Annotated in this window: 25 protein-coding genes; 1 reads left to right on the top strand and 24 read right to left on the bottom strand. The window is 25.7% G+C overall.

Annotation, left to right across the window (positions count from 1 at the left end; translation table 11 throughout):
* Positions 1 to 1,025, top strand: a 1,025-nt coding sequence (locus IPH62_19660) for a VWA domain-containing protein (GenBank protein MBK7107490.1), incomplete at its 5' end; no start/stop codon positions are given.
* Positions 1,026 to 1,066: 41 nt separating this feature from the next.
* On the opposite strand, the gene IPH62_19655 is transcribed toward IPH62_19660, so the two are convergent.
* The 24 genes from IPH62_19655 to IPH62_19540 form a co-directional block, all read right to left on the bottom strand.
* Positions 1,067 to 1,819, bottom strand: a complete 753-nt coding sequence (locus IPH62_19655; protein MBK7107489.1) for a hypothetical protein — start codon at positions 1,817 to 1,819, stop codon at positions 1,067 to 1,069.
* Positions 1,809 to 2,774, bottom strand: coding sequence for a hypothetical protein (locus tag IPH62_19650; protein ID MBK7107488.1), 966 nt, complete (start codon positions 2,772 to 2,774; stop codon positions 1,809 to 1,811). The genes IPH62_19655 and IPH62_19650 overlap by 11 nt, the downstream gene beginning before the upstream one ends.
* A gap of 82 nt (positions 2,775 to 2,856) precedes the next feature.
* Positions 2,857 to 3,081, bottom strand: coding sequence for a hypothetical protein (locus IPH62_19645; GenBank protein MBK7107487.1), 225 nt, complete (start codon positions 3,079 to 3,081; stop codon positions 2,857 to 2,859).
* Complete coding sequence (locus tag IPH62_19640) at positions 3,078 to 3,704, bottom strand: hypothetical protein (protein ID MBK7107486.1); 627 nt, start codon at positions 3,702 to 3,704, stop codon at positions 3,078 to 3,080. The genes IPH62_19645 and IPH62_19640 overlap by 4 nt, the downstream gene beginning before the upstream one ends.
* 14 nt (positions 3,705 to 3,718) lie before the next feature.
* Positions 3,719 to 4,417 (bottom strand): hypothetical protein, encoded by a 699-nt coding sequence (locus tag IPH62_19635; GenBank protein ID MBK7107485.1) that lies wholly within the window; start codon positions 4,415 to 4,417, stop codon positions 3,719 to 3,721.
* Positions 4,414 to 5,511, bottom strand: a complete 1,098-nt coding sequence (locus IPH62_19630) for a hypothetical protein (protein ID MBK7107484.1) — start codon at positions 5,509 to 5,511, stop codon at positions 4,414 to 4,416. The genes IPH62_19635 and IPH62_19630 overlap by 4 nt, the downstream gene beginning before the upstream one ends.
* Positions 5,508 to 5,834, bottom strand: coding sequence for a hypothetical protein (locus IPH62_19625; GenBank protein ID MBK7107483.1), 327 nt, complete (start codon positions 5,832 to 5,834; stop codon positions 5,508 to 5,510). The genes IPH62_19630 and IPH62_19625 overlap by 4 nt, the downstream gene beginning before the upstream one ends.
* A 336-nt stretch (positions 5,835 to 6,170) precedes the next feature.
* Complete coding sequence (locus tag IPH62_19620; protein ID MBK7107482.1) at positions 6,171 to 7,922, bottom strand: hypothetical protein; 1,752 nt, start codon at positions 7,920 to 7,922, stop codon at positions 6,171 to 6,173.
* 68 nt (positions 7,923 to 7,990) lie between these two features.
* Positions 7,991 to 8,566 (bottom strand): hypothetical protein, encoded by a 576-nt coding sequence (locus IPH62_19615; GenBank protein ID MBK7107481.1) that lies wholly within the window; start codon positions 8,564 to 8,566, stop codon positions 7,991 to 7,993.
* 17 nt (positions 8,567 to 8,583) lie between these two features.
* Positions 8,584 to 9,330 carry a hypothetical protein gene (locus IPH62_19610; GenBank protein ID MBK7107480.1) on the bottom strand — a complete coding sequence of 249 codons (747 nt, stop codon included), beginning with the start codon at positions 9,328 to 9,330 and terminating at the stop codon, positions 8,584 to 8,586.
* A 3-nt stretch (positions 9,331 to 9,333) separates the two neighbouring features.
* Positions 9,334 to 9,738 carry a hypothetical protein gene (locus IPH62_19605; GenBank protein ID MBK7107479.1) on the bottom strand — a complete coding sequence of 135 codons (405 nt, stop codon included), beginning with the start codon at positions 9,736 to 9,738 and terminating at the stop codon, positions 9,334 to 9,336.
* 370 nt (positions 9,739 to 10,108) lie between these two features.
* Positions 10,109 to 10,672: a hypothetical protein gene (locus IPH62_19600; protein ID MBK7107478.1), complete on the bottom strand. Its 564-nt coding sequence runs from the start codon at positions 10,670 to 10,672 to the stop codon at positions 10,109 to 10,111.
* Positions 10,673 to 11,105: 433 nt separating this feature from the next.
* Positions 11,106 to 11,633 (bottom strand): hypothetical protein, encoded by a 528-nt coding sequence (locus tag IPH62_19595; protein ID MBK7107477.1) that lies wholly within the window; start codon positions 11,631 to 11,633, stop codon positions 11,106 to 11,108.
* Positions 11,634 to 11,645: 12 nt separating this feature from the next.
* Positions 11,646 to 11,987 carry a hypothetical protein gene (locus IPH62_19590; protein MBK7107476.1) on the bottom strand — a complete coding sequence of 114 codons (342 nt, stop codon included), beginning with the start codon at positions 11,985 to 11,987 and terminating at the stop codon, positions 11,646 to 11,648.
* On the bottom strand, positions 11,980 to 12,852 hold the full coding sequence (locus IPH62_19585) for a radical SAM protein (GenBank protein ID MBK7107475.1): 873 nt from the start codon (positions 12,850 to 12,852) through the stop codon (positions 11,980 to 11,982). Before IPH62_19585 ends, IPH62_19590 begins: the two co-directional genes overlap by 8 nt.
* A gap of 54 nt (positions 12,853 to 12,906) precedes the next feature.
* Positions 12,907 to 14,349, bottom strand: a complete 1,443-nt coding sequence (locus tag IPH62_19580; GenBank protein MBK7107474.1) for a 4Fe-4S cluster-binding domain-containing protein — start codon at positions 14,347 to 14,349, stop codon at positions 12,907 to 12,909.
* The gene (locus IPH62_19575; GenBank protein MBK7107473.1) at positions 14,346 to 15,524 is read right to left on the bottom strand and encodes a hypothetical protein; all 1,179 of its coding nucleotides are present in this window, start codon (positions 15,522 to 15,524) and stop codon (positions 14,346 to 14,348) included. The genes IPH62_19580 and IPH62_19575 overlap by 4 nt, the downstream gene beginning before the upstream one ends.
* 2 nt (positions 15,525 to 15,526) lie before the next feature.
* Positions 15,527 to 16,681: a hypothetical protein gene (locus IPH62_19570; protein ID MBK7107472.1), complete on the bottom strand. Its 1,155-nt coding sequence runs from the start codon at positions 16,679 to 16,681 to the stop codon at positions 15,527 to 15,529.
* Positions 16,682 to 16,692: 11 nt separating this feature from the next.
* Positions 16,693 to 17,460: a DUF4376 domain-containing protein gene (locus tag IPH62_19565; protein MBK7107471.1), complete on the bottom strand. Its 768-nt coding sequence runs from the start codon at positions 17,458 to 17,460 to the stop codon at positions 16,693 to 16,695.
* Between the two features lie 14 nt (positions 17,461 to 17,474).
* Positions 17,475 to 17,861, bottom strand: coding sequence for a hypothetical protein (locus tag IPH62_19560; GenBank protein MBK7107470.1), 387 nt, complete (start codon positions 17,859 to 17,861; stop codon positions 17,475 to 17,477).
* Between the two features lie 15 nt (positions 17,862 to 17,876).
* Positions 17,877 to 18,725 carry a hypothetical protein gene (locus IPH62_19555; protein MBK7107469.1) on the bottom strand — a complete coding sequence of 283 codons (849 nt, stop codon included), beginning with the start codon at positions 18,723 to 18,725 and terminating at the stop codon, positions 17,877 to 17,879.
* A gap of 9 nt (positions 18,726 to 18,734) precedes the next feature.
* Entirely contained in the window at positions 18,735 to 19,721 is a 987-nt protein-coding gene (locus IPH62_19550) for a hypothetical protein (protein ID MBK7107468.1), read from the bottom strand.
* Between the two features lie 5 nt (positions 19,722 to 19,726).
* Positions 19,727 to 20,089, bottom strand: a complete 363-nt coding sequence (locus tag IPH62_19545) for a hypothetical protein (protein MBK7107467.1) — start codon at positions 20,087 to 20,089, stop codon at positions 19,727 to 19,729.
* Between the two features lie 68 nt (positions 20,090 to 20,157).
* Positions 20,158 to 20,523 (bottom strand): hypothetical protein, encoded by a 366-nt coding sequence (locus IPH62_19540; protein ID MBK7107466.1) that lies wholly within the window; start codon positions 20,521 to 20,523, stop codon positions 20,158 to 20,160.
* Between the last annotated feature and the right edge of the window lie 78 nt (positions 20,524 to 20,601).

The following is a 20,601-nucleotide window of genomic DNA, read 5'->3' as shown; positions in this document are numbered from 1 at the left end:
AAGATATTAATAATGGTATATTAACAAATATTAAAATTCCTAAAGATAGAACAATAATTAATAAATTTGTAGGAGAAAATATTACTGCAGAAGAAATATACGATTATTTAATGAATGATCCAGAAGTAAAAAGAGAAAAAAATACTAAGATTATAAAAATATCTGATGGAAGTCCAGGAAAAGGAAGAAGTGGGGAAGAAAATGTAGATAGTAGTGGAATGGAATTAGAAGTTACAGAAATGAAAATAACTATGCCAGATGGACAAGAAATCCATCATAGTGTAGATGTTATATTAAATAAAAAAACAAATAAAGATAAGATGAATGAAGAACAAGGAAATATAACATCTGAAGCAAAATGTATATTAAATTCGCAACTAATGCAAGATCCCACTAAAGGAAGAGGACACGGTTCTTCTGGATTATTGGAATTAATTAAGCAAATTTTAGAAGTAAAACTTCCTTGGACAGAATTAGTAGAACATGCTATTAAATCTGTAGTTGTTGTTTCAAATGAAAATAAGTCTTGGAAAAATATAAATAAGCGATTGAATGCACATAATATATTATCTCCAGGATTTGGTACAGAAGAAAAAATTAGTACGTTATTATTATGTATTGATACTTCTGGAAGCATGTCATCTGAAAGTTTTAAGAAATTTATTAGCATTATTAAAAATTCAGCATATTACTTTAGTAAAGTAATAAAAATTGATCATGATTATAAAATAACAAATTATGTTGAATTGAGTGATGAAGATATTTTAATGGATAATATAGAAATCTTCTCATTTAGAGGAAGGGGTGGTACGTCACATGTTGATGTATTTGATAAAATAGAAGATTTATATTTAAATAGCGATAATGAATTGAGTCTGATATTGTTTCTAACTGATTTTGAATCAGATATGGAACAAAATTGGAAAAAATATAAATGGACAAATGATATTCCATGTAAAATTATCTGTACTGAAAAACATAAAATCCCAGACTATATAGATAAAGATCCAATATATATTGATTAATTAAAAATAAGACAGAAGAATTTTCTTCTGTCTTATTGATTTTATTTGAAATCATCAAATTTAAATCTTGCCATATCAAAATTATCTTGAATTGTTAGAGAAAATAATGTAAAAAATTTTTTTTTATTTTCAGGATTTAAGAAAGAAGTTAAATTTTTATACATTTCAGTTATATTTGTTTTAATAGAGAATTTTAATTTTTCTCCTTTTAGACTTAATAAATCATTTGGATCTCTAATATTATTAGGAATTTGAACATTGATACTTTTTAAATAATCTTTATAAATTCTAATTACATATAAGAATGTTCCACATATATATTTGTTTAAACAAGTTTTTAATTCAAATGCTTTATCTGGACTTAAAAATGTACTATATGGAGTAACAAAAGTTTTATACTGTGAGCATTTTTGAAAACTTAATTCAAATTCAAATAGTTTTCCTTCTGCACCACGATTAATAAAGAATGGTTCTGATTTGAAATAATTAACTAAATTATCACAAGAATATTTGTAATATACAAAACTATATGTCTCTTCGCCTTTATTGTATAATGCTATTAATAATGATAATAATGCAGCACTAATAGCTACAGTAGAAATAGTAGAACCAATAACACTTTCTTCTAAAGAAGTATCTTGAGGAGTTATTGCAATATCAATAAGTTCTCCAATATTTGCTTCTTTAAATAAATATTCCATTTGTCTATTTCTAGCTATTACTTTTATATTTTCTTTAATAATTGAAATATCATCTGATATAACTAATGGATCAATTAACTCGTCATCTAACATTTTTAGTCTCTTTTTTTAAAATACCAATACATTTGTTATTTAAATTTTTCAAACAAGTCACTTTAAATTCTCTATCTTCTGGAATTATATTATCAAATATTGAAAAATATTTATCATATAATTTATGACCAAATATAGATGCTCTATCTGTTCCAGAAAAATAAAATAAATCTGCAGCAGATTTAATAAAAGAAACATCTACTTTTTTATTAATTAAATTTCTTAATTGACCTTTAAATAATTCTGGTATAATAACTTTTGAATTCAAATCTAAATAATGCTTAGTTCCACATACCATTAATTGTTTCTTTTCTTTTATAGTAGAACATTGCTCTTCTAAAATTTTTTTATATATTTTATTTGAAATAGGATTTAAATTTTTTAATTCTGGATTAAATCTAGAAACTTCACCAATCATTGTAGAAACATAATCACTATATGATTTTACAGTAACTATAGCTTGTTTATTTATCATTTTATAAATAGTACATGCAATTAACAAAACTAAAAATAATGATATAGAAAATATACCTAAAGTTAATGGATCTTGAACAATCATAGGACTATTCAAAACTCCTGGATTTAATTGTACATATTTAGTTGGAGCAAATCCTAGCGGCGACATTACTAAATTTGATATTTTATAATCCTTTGTTACTAATCCAAAAATCAAATTAGATAATGATATTCCAGCCGTTGTTAGTGATATTTTTTTTGATAATGCTGCATTAAAAAATACATCTTTTAAATTTTTTAAAAATAAACTTCCAGAGAATTTTAAATAATTTAAAAAAGTAGAAATTACATTCTTAGAAACTTCAGTAGCTTCTTCTTCAGTTAGAATTTGAGAAAACTCAGTAATTAAATATTTATTTAATTCTGTAATTATAAATGAAAATTCAGAAATATTTTTCTTAGTCTCTAATAAATTACCTTCTACTATAAATAATTTCAAGTTCTCATATGCAAATTCTTCTATTAGTTCCATACCAATTACCTTTAAAAAATTCCCGATATTTATTCGGGAGGGAATTGGTTTATTTTTTTTTACTATTTCTTTTAATTTTACTTTCAGAAATTACTTCATTTGAAATAATCCCCATCATTAATGCAGAACCTAAATTATTGATAATATCTTCCGTTAAAATTTTATTTTTTATTTCTTGAATATTTTCTAAAGTAACAGTCATTCCTTCATTCAATACTTTATCTTGTTGGTACTTCTTTTTTAAACTATTAGTAATTAAATTTGCTATACTCATTTTGCAGTCTTCTTTTTAAGAGATAAATAAACAATTCCAACAAATCCAATAATAGCAGCTGGAATAGTTAATTGAGGACGATCTACCATTACTTGTTTAACACATTCCCAATAATTATTAGCTTCGGTACTAATAGAACTTAAATATTTTCCAGCCCAAGCAATAAACCCATCCGTTGGGACACCAGCTATATTATGAGAATCTTCTGTAGTTCCTTTCCCAATTTTTGTCAATAATTTATTATATGATTCTGTATTGCCATCTTTTAATGCTTGTACTGCAGCACCAGCTTGTTCTTTAGTAAAATCATGTGCTTTTGCTAATTCATTAACAGTTTCATCTATTGCTTTTTGAGTCGAATTTCTCCAAGTTTCCGCAAATGGAATTGGGAAATTTTCTGAAAGAATAGCCATTACATAATTGGCTGTATATTCTCTAATTGCTTCATAGATAGAGGTCAAGTCAGAATTTGTATTAATAAATTTTGGCATATTTGCAATTACAGATTCATAAATATTTGCAATTACTAAATTTTCTTTTAAATATTCAAAAGCAGAATCTTCATTTTCTGAGATATACTTCTGAACTTCTTCATTCTGTAATACTGCGGTTAAATATTTCATCTTTTCTCCTAAGATCAACTTCTTTTAAACTTAAATTTCCAGATAATCCCAACTAAAACGAGACACATCATTGGAATATAATATCTAGGATCAACTGACATTTCTTTTGCATTGTCCCAAATTTCTTGTATTCTATTCGCTTCTGGTTCATCTACAGTATTAGCAATTGTCTTTTGAACTTTTTCAATAACTGCAATTTTAACATTCTGCATATTACCAGGAGTAACTACTTTATCGACCACTGCTGTTTTAACTACTTCCACCATATCTTTAGGTATATTTCTTTCAGCAGCATTAACTGCTTTTGCAGCAGCTTCTAATATTTTTGGATCTGCATTATTAGTTGCAGATATAATTTTTTCTGGCTGACTCCATAATGAAGAAATCTGATCCCAAAATGCATAAATACCAGCACCGACTGCTAACAATCCTGCTGCGGCAATTCCTTTTTTTATTGTTGGATTTTCTCTTGAAGCCAAATCAATTTCTTGTAGAATAGTCATTACATAATTAGATGTGTATTCTTTAATCGCTTCATAAATAGAAGTTAAATCAGAATTCACAGTAATAAATTTTGGCATATTTGCAATTACTGATTCATAAATATTATTGATATTTAAATTTTCTTTTAAATATTCAAAAGCAGAATCTTCATTTTCTAAAATATATTTCTGAACATCTTCATTTTTTAATACTGCGGTTAAATATTTCATAATTTAATCCTAAATTTGAAAATAATTCCACAAATTCCAAGTATTATAATTGGAACATAAAATCGCGGGTAATCATATGCAAAATCTTTAACACTATCCCAAGCGGATTTTGCTTGTGAAGGCAAATTTGCTTTATTTATTGCGTTTTCAGCTTTTTCTGCTACATGTTTAGCTATAGTTCCAGATTTATATGTTTCTAATTTCTTAATAATATCTAAATTTTTTGAATTTTCTGCAAAATCTAATACTTCTGCTGATAATTTTTTAAAATTAGAATTAAAATTAATAGCAGTATCTATTATTTTTGCTGTTGCACCAATAGGAGTAACTGGTGATGAAATATCAGTTTCTCTTTTAACATTATGAAGATGAATTCCATGTCTAATCATATCTGATTTAGTAAAGAAATCAAATATGTTTTTAGCTGCTTTTTGAGTAAATTCATCTCCATAATTATAAGCTTTATGTATTTTATCTAAATTCCAACCTAATCCCAATCCAGTATTTGAATTTAATTTAATATCATCTACTATAAATCTCATTATATGATCTTGAAATCCTGGTATAGTATTTAATACATTTCCAGTATTCCATCCTAAACTACCTGATAAAAATAATGAACCAAATATAGTAGAACCACTAACCATTCCGATTTCTGTACTGAAAGTTGCAGCTGCTGTTGCTAACGATTCTAATGGATGAATAAATACTGAACTTGTTGCTATACTTTTAGTTCCAGATGCTACTAATGTTGCTAAATCAAATCCTCCTTGAGAATATGAATATATCATTGGATTTGATTCCCTCATTTTATCCAATCCTGCAGTCACACCTATATCAGTACCTATTAATGATGCTGTTTGAGTTCCTGATATTAACGATGACCAGATTTCATTAATAACAAAAGATTTTATTTTATTATAACTAGAATTTAAATCATCTTCTACTATAAATTTAGAAATATTCTCAATAATATAATTTTGTAATTTATTCATTTTAAAATTATTGATCACATAATCCAAACTTTCCGATTTATTAATATCAATATATTCTTTTATTTCTTTCTGTTCTAATATTTTAGTTAATAATTTCATATTCTCGAACGTCGTCCAAATATATAACTCATTAACATACCAGCAGCAGCTAATGAAAATATATAACCAGCTTTATCTGGATCTTTTTCTGCAAGTTCTCTAGCATGTCCAATAGCTATACTAAAATGCGTAGTTACTATTGATACCAAATTGGAGATTTTATTCATGATACTATTAATATCTAAACTATGAGAACTTAATATATTTTTAATATCTGATGGTAAATTATTAATTAAATTTTGACATTTATTTAAATTTCCAGAAATTAAATTTTCATAAAAATCTTGAGCTAAAAAAGGATTACTATTTTTTAAATTATTCAAATAATTAATCAATCTAAAAGATTCAGAACTATTAAATCCTAACTTTGTTAACTTGTCAGGATCTATTTCTTCTGAAATATATATTAGACTAAGTTTTTTTTTGAATTAGCAATAGATTGTTCATTTAAGAAATTCAAAGTATATTGAGATGCATAAGTTTTAATATTGTTATAAAATTCATGAATATCTTCGGAAATAAATGCTTCCATATTTTCAACTACATTGGAATATAAATCTTCAATATCAAATTTAGTTTTAACTGTATCAATAATTTTATCAGAGTTTGATTCAATAAATGTTTTAATTTGTTCTTTTTCAACAATATTGCTTAGAATTTCAATTTTCTATCTCCAATTTTAAAATTAATGGGTTTAAATTATTTATATCACTTAAATATTTATAATAAAAATTAGCAGTAGTTATAAAATAGTCATTAATTAAATCATATTTTATATTTAAATTCTCTTTATTTATTATTAATTGATATTTTAAAAAATGAAAAGAATAATCGATATATTCTTTTTTAAATTCATTTATTTTAAATTTAACAACATTATTAATATTTTCTATAAATATTATATTCGATATTATTATATTCTTTATATTTTTACTGCATACTATATTATTATTAAAAATATTTGCTATAGAAATGGGGTTGTTTAGAAAATCAAATTCAAAATTAATTTTCTCAATATATCCACCACCTCTAATCTCAAACATATTAAATATTATATTTAATTTTAAATAATTTATTTTAAAATTTGTAACTTCTGTTAATAAATTATTAAAATCTCTTATTTTATGCAAATATATCTTTCCAGTTTTTAATTCAATATTTCCAGAAATATTATATAAATTATCATAAACAAATTCAAAATTACCTAAATTATTTAATTTAATAGGAACTGGTAATATAATATCATCAAAACCTAATATTTCTGTTTTTTCATAATTTATTTCTGCTTTAAATTTATTAATATTGAATAATACCGAAAATATATCATTTGGAATAATATATTTCAATTTTAAATTATTTTTAAAATTAAATATAACTCTAGAAATTTCATAATATAATTCTAGTTTTATATTATTATCAATAATTCCAGAAATCTTATTATTATTTATTACTGCTTCTTTAATATTTTTTGAATCAATACTTATTGAAGTATAATTATTTTTAAAATGACGTATTTTGATTAATCCTTTATTATTTCTATTATCAAAATATGTTCCTAATTCAATATATTCTTCTTCTTTTTCAACTAATAAAGTAGAATTGTCTACTATAATTTCTTGTATATTTTCATTTTTTTCCAATTTAATAATATTATTCTTATAAAAATAATATTCAAATTCATCATTAATTGGAACAATTATATTATTATAACTTAACAAATGTACTGAGTCATAACCTATGGATTTTTGTTTATCTAAAAATATAGCAGATGGTAAATGAGTAAGTAATTTAACACTACAAGCTACTTGAAATGTAGCTGCAGAAAGATCTGCTATTGATAAATCTATACTTTCCAATCTTATATAAGGTTCGTATTTAATTGAACAACAATAATCCATTTCATCAGTTATTTTATTATGTTTTAAAAATAAATTATCAATATCATCATTATTAACATCAAATAAATAATCATTAATGAATGTATTATCTAATTCAAAAAATGAACTAAAACTTGAAAATAATAATAACTTGCCTACTGGTAATGTATTTTCTAAAGTATGTTTTATTTCTAATGCTTTTAATTGTGTTTCTGTATTTATTAATACAGATATATCTATATAATATAAATCTTCTTGCATTAATAGTTCTATATCTTTATTCTTATCATATAATATCGGAATAATATAATTATTTTTTGTTATTCGATGAAATGTATTCATTCTTGCATTAAATGGATTCGAAGATATATATTGAATTATTGCATTTGGTAATTCATAATTTGGATTATAAGATAATAAATAAGTTGCATTTCCAAAATTATATTTATATTCTATTATTTTATTATTTAAAATTTTATTTAATACACTAGAAACATAAAATAATAGATCGCTATATACATTATGTACATACATTAAATTAAATCTCAGTTATTCTAAAATGGGGCGGCGGGTTTATAATTAACACCGCCGCTTTTACATTATCAAACCATTTTTGTAATTTTCATTCTAGATGCATTTTTTGCTCTAATTTTATCTGATAATTTCATACTCTTCATAGATTTTTTAGCATTTACATTTTCATGACGATGGCGAGTTATCGCTGCTTTTCTTGCACGTTTAGCCAAAGAAATAATTTCTACAGATGACATTCTTATGCATCTACCTTTATTTGATTTATATCCAGGGGGACATTCAATTACTGATTTAATTTGACCATGACGGACTACATTCTTTTTTAATCCACGAACTTCAGAAAGATATTCTTCATTTCTGGCTTCTTCTCTTTCAGAAATTAGTTTATTAACTGCTCTTCCAGTTACTAATGCAGTAGCTAAATTAATATAAATAGGATCTGATTTGATATTTTCCATTTCTACAATATGTTCTAAATTAATATTAAATTTTCCAGAAATTGTTTCTTTAGTTTCAGCTTCGGTTTTAATTTCGGTTTTAATTTCTGTTTCTTCTTTGGCGATTACTTCTTCTGAAACTGAAACTGATTCTTCGACTTTATTAATTTCTTTATCAATGCTAGTTAAATCAATAGAAAAACTCATTAGGTTAGCTCCAAATGTTAAATTACTTCATCAACTATAATTGTGTTCTTAGAAAGAAAATCAACAACGCCAATATATCCCTTATCATTATCAGAATATATTTTCAAAGCCACAATTACAAAATTATTAGAAAATCTTTTTTCATACAGTTTAATCTTTTCATATATATAATTTTGTTTATTTTCATGAAAACTGTCATACATATATGCAAAATTGGTAAAACTCAAAAATGGCGGTATTTCATTTTCAATTGAAATATTATCTTGATTTTTAACTAAATAATCTATTTCATGTATAGTATATAATAAATTAGACATATATTCTAATATTAATTTTCCTAAAAAATCGAAATTGTCTAAAATAGAATCCGATTTTTTATTTTTAATATAATCATTTAACATTTCTTCAATAAATTTTACATCTAATTCATTAACTGCTATCCAAGTTTCTGCTATTTCTGGAAGAAATGTATCAGTATTAGAACGAATACAATTTATAGTATTTTGACTAGTTTTTTCAAATTGAATTTTTATAGCTTCAATATTCTTACTGATATTCGTATATGATCTTAAAAATAAAGTTTCAACATATAAAATAAAATTAAAAATTTGATCATATTGTAATAATAAAATTTCTTTTGATGTTTCTAAAAAGTCATATTTTTTACTATATAATTCATTAAATACTAAGAATTGGCGTTTTTTAAATCGTTGTAACACATCAGATGATAAAATTCTAAAATTTATATTATTCTTTCTATACATTTCTTATTTAACTCCTCGATATTCATCAGATATTCTAGAATTCTGAATAATAAAAAGTCTCTCTTTGATATCGGACATTCTGTCTAGAATTTTTTCATTAGAATTATTATTTTTTTCTAAATTTAAACGTAATGAATTAAAATCACTTTCCATATCTGATATTTTCTCAATATATATCGTACTATTATTTATCAAATTTGTTTGAATATTTGATAAAGTTTTATCTATTGTATTTATATTTTGTTCGATATTTATTAATTTAGTATTTATTATAGTTCTCAAAATATCTATTTCTTTAATAGATGGCAATAATACTTGAAAATAAACAAATACAACAACAAATAATACAATAATAAGCAAAAACATAGGCCAAGGTAAATTGGCGACCGATTCTAACATTCTATCCATTATTTTTTACTCGCAGGAAACTCCTATTACTTTAAATGTAATTTTTGAAATATTTTTGCTATTATAACGCAAATCTTTTTCGGATGTTTCTTTTACTAATACTGGTGTAGGAGTCTCCATACATTCTAAAATTCCAGAATGATCAAAACATATACTAGTGATGCATGTTATATAAGTAGAATTGCTTCTAAATATATTAAATTCAGAACTATAAGAATTATAGATATAATAAATAGAATATAATATGAAAGATAATATAAATATTAAAAATATATAATTGGCAATTTTTCTACTTTTTTGAGTATCCATAATTATGGTTCCAAAAAGATCTTAGTATGATGGATTTTACTCACCACACTAAGTTCTATTGTTATTTATCATTATTAATAATGGTAAAATATTTAATGAGTTCTTCATATACAAATTCATTATTCAAATTTAATTTACGTAATCGATAAAGGTTTATTCCATATACAAAATCTATAATAGTAGTTCTTAATTTTATAGATTCAAAATATTCAAAATAATCAAATAATTCATGATTGATATGATTAAAAATATCATGACAATTTAAAGTTATATAAAAAGAAAAATTAATATGATTATTCATACAAGTATTAGAAAAAAATAACTCATAATTATTAGTATTATATATGAATAAATTTACGAAAGAATTAAAATCTAAAAATCCACTATCTATTTCGCTATATACTGTATTTAAATTGACAATGATTAATCTTTTTTTTCCTTCTTCATTTAAACTTTGTAATAATAGTTTTAATTCTCTATCTGTTTCTATATAATGTTCTTCAATATTACTTATTCCCAAAGAATTAATTAATATTGGTTTTAAAAATAAATTCATATTATAATAATACTTTATTTTATATGAAATCAATATAATTTTATCAGTATCAATTTTTAATATATTCATTATATTTTTAAATTTTTCAAAATTATATTTCAATCTAATAAATTCATCGATTTCATGAGAGATAAATAAAGGCTTATTTTTATATCTCGATTTGATTTTATCATAAATTGATTGTGTAAGATTTGTTTTATTGAAAAGAAATACAAATCTAGGATTTATTTTATCAATTTGGTCAATAGTATAATCGACTACGGAATTCAAAGAAATGTCATCAATTTTTATTTTTAATGGATTTATATGAAAGATATAAAAAAATAAATTTTTATGTCTTTCTTTTATACCATAATAATATTTTGGAAAAAAATAATCAGATATATTTAGAGTAGAATAATTAATAATAACTATTCTATTTATTTCATTATTGTCTTTTTTAATTGTATGATCGAATCCAAATACATTAGGTATGACTAAAAAAAATAATACTATTACCCACTTAAACGAACCGCCAGCCATGATTACTATCAGAATAAACCATAGATACTGCAATATTTCCAGAATCTAATTTAATATCATCATCTGCATTCATAATTTTTTTATCATTTCTTCTTATATATACATTTTTCTGACAGAATTGACTAGCAACATCTACAATTTTAATTGTATCACCCAATCTTGGATTTGGGGGAAGAATTAGATTAATAGATGTCAAACTACCAACATCAACAAAATAATTAGTATTTACTTCGAGAATAGTATCAACATCAATAAATTTCCAAATTGAATTCTCAATTTCGCGATATTCGGAACTATTTGAGAATCCGACTTCAAATTTATCATTAACTTCATTAAATCTAATTATTGCTGCTGGTAATGTTCCGCGATTAATAACTATTTGAGCAAAACCAGCACCAATTCCTGCTCCTTGTTCTTCACTATTTAATATTAAAGTATTTGCTTGAACTTCAACTACGGTATTATCTGGAAGAAAATTTCCGCATCTTACTAAGCCAATATAAGCCATTATATAATCTCCTTAAACAATAACAATAGGAGTGATTAATAAAATACTAGCAAATGCATGAACATCGACTTCTGCATCGGCTTTAAGTTTTAAAATATCACCTTCTTCCAAATTAATAGCCTTATCGAAACTTAATGTGCTATTTGCTGGAACTGGTAGATTTTTTCCTAAAAATATTTCTGTATTTGAACTAGCATCATGAACTGAAATAGTTACAAATCTATCTTCACTAGTAGAATTAGTATTAGTGCAGAATAAACTATGAACAGAAACTTGATGTTCTAATGGACAAATATATAAATCTTGAAATGAGGTTGTTAAAATTTTTGATGCATTACAAAATCGATTAGGCATTTACCTTATCTCCAAAATTATGATAATTGTAAACAGTTTCTCTTATATCGTAAATAGTAGTTCCTAAATTAGAACTAGCAGATGGAGTTTTAAATTCTTCGGAATCTTTAATATCATCATATGCTCTACCATAAGTTTCTAATATAGTTTTTCCTTCTTTATCTTTAATATAATGTCTACCGTCAGTTTTTGGTTTTAAATAATTAAAAATATCAATAGAAATACCAGGATATTCACCATTTTTTATTTTATCTGATAATTTTTTACATTGATTTATAAATGATATACAATAGTCATCATCAATTACAATTGTTGTTTCTACCGTACCTATTCCAAATCTTCTAACTCCATGTTTATATAAATGTTTTATCCCATCATTCAAATATCCAATATTAAATGGATGAGTAACTAAATGAATTCCTATTTTATTTGGTTTTATTTCTAATAATTTTTTAAAATTTTCTAATACAATATCATGAGAATTAACTCCAGTTTTAGTTATTCTCAATGAATTCATTATTCTATTACCATCTAAACTAGCATTCCATGAAACATTATCATGAATCTCTAATAATTTAATTAAAGTATCATCAATAATAGTTCCATTAGTAGTAATACCAAATGAATTTACTGTTACATCAGAAAATGAATTTAAATAATCTATTGTTTGTTCAATTAAGTCCATGCGTAAACATGGTTCTCCACCTAGAAATTCTAAATTGAAATGTTTATTATATTTGATTATATTATCTAATAATTGTTTAATATCATCCCAATTATAAACTGATGTTTTATCTTTTTCATAACAATAAACACATTCCATATTGCATTCTTTGGTAATGTGCAGAACATAAGTTTCTAGCATGGTTATTAATTTCCAACAGGCTTATTAATAAAAATAAGCCTGTTTATTAGATGATTAAGATAATTTGTTATATAAATTTACTAATTTTCCAATAATATCATCTAACTCTGCTTTTAATGTTTCTTTATTGATATCATTACTTTTACAATTTCCACTTCCACAATTTGATTTCGATTTGGAATTTGTATTTTGTGGTAATTGTGTTGAATCTACTTGATTAAAATCTCTTACATTATTTGATGCTGGATTATTCTGTGATTTATTGCGATCAAATTTACATTCTTCAACACTAGTAACAATTGGGCAATCGCCTTGTTTTCCTACACAATCTCTTACATTATTCTGACAATTATTATCATTTGGTTTTTGCATCAAACCCATTTGAATTAACTCCTCTCTAATCTTATTTTGATAGAATAAATCAACTTTCATAAATGAACAATGTAATCCAGTAATTTGAACAAATGGAGTCCCATTTTGTTCTAAATTTTCTGCAATGCATCTATAACAAGATGGATGATCACAATTTTCACATCCTTTCAAATCAGAAGAATCATAAAAAGCCCACAAAGCTTTTTTTGATAAATCCACCCCATCATAAATAGAACCTAATTTTGTTTCTGAATCATTATCAATAAAATACATATGATGACATGGATAGATTTCACCAGTTGCTGTTATTGAACAATAATTATCACCAGCGCCACATGGTTTTCCTGGCTTTCCACCCATTCTTAATGATCTATCTAGTGGTGCGTAATTTGAAATTTCTCTTGTGTTATTATTTTTTCTGGTATATTCCATTACATATTCATAAACTTTATTTAATTCATTAGAATATTTTTCTACATCTTCTTCAGTATATCTTTCATCTTTAGCAGGAATAAACCAAAGGCGTTCTACATCCCATTTTTCTCTAAAAAATAAATAACTATTATATAATTCTGGAATTGTATCTTTATTTAAAACACCATGAATGTTTAATTTTTGTTTAAATAATTCTTTCCAATGTTTAATATATTTTTGAATTAAATAAAAACTTCCTTTTCCGGCTTTGGTTACTCTATTTTCATCTTGTATATCTTCTGGCCCATCAATTGATAATTGACAAGATTCAAAAATATCTAGATGTTTTTTAAATATGTTATATGCTTTTTCATTCATGCAAGTTGCATTTGTGATAATACCTACTCCAAATGAGATATTTCTTGATTTTGATAATTCTTTTCCATAAGTACAAACAAAATCAATAATATCCATTTCTAGAGTAGGTTCACCACCAAAGAAGCTTATAGTTACTCTTGGATTTCGTTCATTTGCTACTTGATCAAACATAAATTCAACTGCTTTTTTTGCAACTTCTTTTGTCATTCTACTATTGGTATGACCAACTCCACCATTACATCTTTCATAACAATATTTACAAGCTAAATTACAATTTTCAGTCACAAGCAGTGAATAAGCACCAAATGGACGAATATCTTCATATTTATTCAATATGTCAATCCTCTAGCTACACAATCACAAGTAGAAATTCTGGTCACGCAATCACAAACTCCTCTTGAGTCACAATCACATGATTCATTCCAAGTAGAAACGCAATCACAAGCATCTCTAATATTACAATTACAAGCCAAAAACGAAGTTCTAGAAACACAATCACAAGGACCAGTTCTCAAATCACAATTACAAACTAAAGAAACGCTTCTACTTACACATTCACAAGGACCGACCCTAGCATGACAAACACAAGAAGATACCATAGTTCTTAAAAAACAATTACAAGGTGCAGTTCTTGTTTCACAAGCACATGGAGGAAAAACTGTTCTAGAAACACAATCACAAGTACCTGTTCTATCATTGCAATTACAAGATAATCCAGCAATTCTAGTAACACAATCACAAGGACCTATTCTCATATTACAAACACAAGTATTCACTGGAAGTGAACGAAAATCACAAGAACAATATTGCCAAGTTCCAACTATATCACAAGTGCAATCATTACCATTATTATAATCTATACAATTAGGATAATCATTACAAGAATATCTATTTTCGCATTGACAAATAAAAATCTGATCTTGTTCAGTATTGGATCTTGCTACACAATCACAAGAACTTGTTCTAATATTACAATTACAACTTTCACCTGAAGTTCTACTTACACAATCACAAATAATAGTTAATATATCACAAGCACAAGGAACTGAACCTGTTCTACCTACACAATCACAAGAATATTCTGCATCTACATTACACACACAATAATCAGTATATGTTCTAAAAACACAATCACAAGTGCTCCATCTAACATCACATTCGCAGAATAACCCACCAGTTCTATCTACACAATCGCAAATACTAGTTCTTACATTGCAAGTACAAACAAATGAGCTAGTTCTTGTTTCACAATCACAATTTCCACGAACATCGCAACTACATCCATCAAATCCTCTAGTAACACATTCACAAGAATCTCTAGAATCACAATCACAATCAAAAGAAGTTCTTATATCACAATTACATGGGATTGTTTTAGCATATACTTTTTTCCAAACTCCACTATCTTTAACATATCCACTAGCAATTTCTTTTATTATATCAATTTCTTTTATGTGTATCGGTTCTAATTTTTTCCAAATACCATTTACTTTAGAATAACTAGGCATAACTAGATTCCTCTAGCTACACAATCACATCCTGATATTCTAGTTACGCAGTCACAAACTCCTCTTGAATCACAATTACAAGATTCATTCCAAGTAGAAACGCAATCACAAGAATCTCTAGCATCACAATTACAAGCTAAAAATGAAGTTCTAGTAACACAATCACAAGGACCAATTCTTATATCACAATTGCAAGCAATAGATGTAGTTCTAGAAACACAATCACAGGGACCAGTTCTAGCATTGCAATTACATCCATCAACTGCAGTTCTCCAAACACAATCACAAGAACCAGTTCTAGCATTGCAATTACAACCATCAATTGCACTTCTACCTACACAATCACAAGAACCTGTTCTTGTATTACAATTACAGCCATCACCAGCAGTTCTACCTACACAACTACAGCCATATTGAGTGTTACAAGAACAATTATCTTCTAATTGTCTCCAATTACAACCACAATATGAACCTTGAGTATCACATACACAATTCCACCAATCGCCAGGACAACTTACTTCTGCACCACAAGCTGTTCTATCTTGGCAACTACAACTATATTCATAAAGTTGATCAGAACCATCTCTACTTACACAAACACATGCATCTGCAGTTCTAACATCACAATTACAACCAGCAGTAGCAGTTCTACTTACACAATCACAAACTACAGTATTAACATTACAAGTACATGCTGCTGATCCAGTTCTGCTTACACAATCACAAACATAAGTATTAATATCACAAGAACAATAATTACTTCCTGATCTGCTTACGCAATCACAACTACTAGTTCTAGCATTACAATTACAAGCCAAACCACTAGTTCTACTTACACAATCACAAGAATTAGTTCTTGCATCACAAATACAAACTGGTGCATCTGTTCTTAATTCACAATCACATAATCCTCTAACATCACAAGAACAACCAAAAGCTCCTCTTGAAACACAATCACAAGAATCTCTAGAATCACAATCACAAATTGCTGCTATTCTAATATCACAATTACATGGAAGCATTTTAGTATAAATTCGCTTCCAAATATCGCCATCTTTAACATAACCGAGTGAAACTTCTTTTATTAATGAATCTTCTTTAGTATGGATTGGGGTATTTATTTTCCAAACGCCACCAATTTTAGTATAACTAGGCATAACATATACTCTTAAATTAATGCATTATCTAAATACAATAAAATCGCATCTATCTTTTGTTCATCTGTCTTATTGGAATCTGATTTTATTGTAGCCAATTCAGATTTATGAAACCAAGAAGTAGAATAAATAGTTTCATTTCTATCTTTTATTTCTTTTGTCAATAAATACATTTGTTCTGCTGTTAATGTATGAACTGTGTTATTCTTATCTCGGAATGTAGAATTGGCATTATTATTTTTAAGAATATTATAAAGAGCATCTGTGCCAAGAATCATCAAATTTCTAACATCTGAACCATTTCTTAATTGAGCTATAATAGTATTTGATTCTGATAATTTATAATCATAATCAGAAAATACTTTTTTATCACGATACGTTTCAATATCAATTTTTGCATTAGATAGTACATTATCTAATGTTCTTGATTCTAAAATTAATCTATTTTTAACTATTAAATTCTCTTCATCAAATATCATATTTCCAGAATTATTTGCAGTAATCATATATTTTCTAGGATCATAATTTGCAAATTCATCAGTATAAACTTTGTATTTTACAGTTACTGTTTTATTTATTTCATTCACTTCATTATATTCTAAAATGAAGTTTTTAATCTCATCTACTTTTGGGCGAATATCATAAGTAACTGGATAAATGTTATGATTATTAGCCAATTCTTCAGTAGAAACCAATTGTCCAAAAGAACTGTACCAAATTGGTTTTTCAAATAAAAAATCTATTACTGTATTACTAGAAACTTTTGCAAACTTATACATTACAAATCTCCCAATTATTCATATTGTAACCAAATATCACCATCTTCTCCACCAGAAGGAGGTGCTGCAGATTGTGTGATAGTTCTTACAGTAGAAGATAATTTATTTAAAAATTCTGAAGTAATTCTATTAACTATTTTTGAACCTGCTGAAAATGCTCTAGCAGTTGTACTATTCTGACCACGAATAATAGTTAAATTATTATTAACTCTATCAATTACTTTAACAACTTCAAAATCATTATTTTCATCACTATATATTACTGACATGAAATATTCTGAAATTGTAGTATCTATTTCTGGAAATACTCCAGAATCAGTAACTATAATGCTAGTAGTTGATGAATCAATATCATTAACTATAGTAGTGCTGGCGAAATCTTTAAACTTTTCTTTTAACATAGAATAAATATCCTATTAAATTGGATCACTAATATTTGAAACTGTATTAATAACTACATTTTGACTTCCATCAAACATTACAGTTCCAGAAACTGCTCCTGTTAAAGTAATACTAACTGGAGTTTGAATTTTAGAAGCAGTTGGAGAATTTGTTAAAGTAATATTGCCATTAGTATCTGGCTGAATATTATTAATTGATTTAACTGTACCAACATTAACATTTCCAGAAGTATCTGGTAATAGATTATTAACTTGCTTAACTGTTGAATTTAATAAAGTATCAATTCTTAATATTTCAGTATTTAATAAATTACCAATTCTTACTATTTCATTATTTAATAGAATATCAGCATCATATAAATCTGTAGCAGTACTAATAATAGTTGAATTAATACTTGGTGAATAATTCCAAACAAATTCCGGAATTCTAGTTATAGGATTATCTGCTAATGGATTATTTAAATAATTTAATTCTACTGTCCAACCATATGTTGGAGTTACAAATACAAATTTAGTAACTGACCAATTCTTATTTAAAATATAATCTACTGGAGTTGGGAGATTAGAGCCGGGCGGCGGAATTAATGGATTTATCACAGTCCCAAATAATCTAACAATTCCATATAAATTTACATTTTCTGCTCTTAAATTTCCACCAACATCTACAAATATAATTGTATCGCCAGCTTCAGCTGTTTCTGGAAAATTTACTGAAAATTCTCCATTTCTAGTATCTAAAAAAATAATCTTATTTACTTGTGCTTCATATACTGAATTGGTTAAGCAAAAAGTATCATTTGCTAATTTTCTAAAACCATCAGCACCTGAGCAATTAACTCCATAAATATTGCTAAAAGTAATCATTTAATTCTCTCACTGGCTAAGAAATAAACTAACCGCTGATAATCTTCTAATTGTACCACCTGGAATATTTAAAGTAACATTCCCATTAACATCTGGTTGTAAATTATTTACTGATTTAACTGTACCACCAGCAGAAGAAGCTAATAAAACATTTCCATTCGAATCAGGAGTTAAACTATTAACTGATTTAACTGTTCCGACATTAACATTTCCATTAATATCAGCTGTAATATTATTTACAGAAGAAACAGTACCAGTTGTTAATGGAATAACCACATTTCCATTACTATCTGGATTAATTGCATTTACTGATCTAACAGTACCATTAGTTAATGGAACATCAACATTTCCAGAAACATCAGAAGGAATATTGTTTACTGTACGAACAGTGCCTATATTTAATGGCAAATTGATATTACCATTACTATCTGGAGTAATATTATTTACAGATTTTGTCATTGTGCTTAATGCAGCATTTAATGCAGCCGCAATCGAAATAATTGCATCATTTAATAAAATATCTGCTTCATTTAAATTTGTAGCTGTAGCAATAATAGTTGAATTAGCATTTGCAATATAATTCCAAATAAATTCTGGAATGTTATTAATAGGATTTTCTGCTAATGAATGATCTAAAAATGTATGATCTACTATCCAACCATATGCAGAAGTTACAAATACAAATTTAGTAATTGACCAATTCTTATCTACCAAATATTCTGTAACTGGTGTTGTAAATAATTTTCCTAAATTTAATATTGCAACATTTTCTAATTTTAAATTTCCACCAGTATCTACTAATATAATAGTATCGCCGGGTTCAGCTATTGTTGGAAAATTTATTGAAAATTCTCCATTTCTAGTATCTAAAAAAATTAGGGTATTTACTTGTGCTTCATAAGTGGCATTTGTTAAACAAAAAGCATCATTTGATAATTTTCTAAATCCACCACTACCAGAACAATTAACCCCATAAATATTACTAAATGTAATCATAAATTCTACCCCTTTAACGTATTTTCTATATGAATCATCCATCCATAAAAAGAATTATCTCCGACATAAATCAGAGTTAATGATATATTATATATATTAATAATTAAATTTTCATATTTTCCTGCTATTTTTTTAGTATTGTTAATAACAGTTACATTATTAACATTCCAATAATTGCTTGGATCAAGCAAAACAATTATATCTCCAGTTTCTGGATTTGCTGGAAGTATTAAACTTAATTCCCCAAGTCTAGTATCTACAATATAAGTACAATTTGAATGAATTTGACTAGATGTGTTTTTATACAGTATTGAATTATTACTATCAGAAACGTAAAAATTTTGACATGGTTTATATAACATTTCCATGTAACCTCTATATGATACTATCTCAAAAAAAATCCCGAATTGATTAATTACAATTCGGGATTATATTTTTAATCTTCTATAAATTTTTCAATTGCAAAAATATCTACTGGAGTCAAAACACAATCATGTTTTTCTAAATCAGAAATTTTAAATTTAGTAGTATTAATCTCGACTTCTTCTGATAGTAATGATTCAAACTCAGAATTGAAAATTTCTTGATTTTCATCTTTAATAATATATTTCGAATCTTGAAGAGTTCCATATTTTTCAACAAGCTTAATACGAAATTCATCAAATTTAGAATATTCAGTATTTAAGACTAAAATCAATCTAGAAAGTTTATAAGCAGTTTTAATATCAAAAGAAGATTGTGATAGTTTTACAAATACATTTTTAGCATGAACGAGTTCTTTAAGAGATACAATTAAAGTCATTAATAAAACTCCAATATTTTAAGGAATCAATGTCAGGATCAACGTCCCTGATGCAATTTCTAATTTGTATTTATTAGA

The sequence above is a fragment of the Ignavibacteriota bacterium genome, assembly GCA_016708125.1.
Taxonomy (GTDB): Bacteria; Bacteroidota; Ignavibacteria; order Ignavibacteriales; family Melioribacteraceae.
This window is presented reverse-complemented; position numbering and strand designations above follow the sequence as displayed.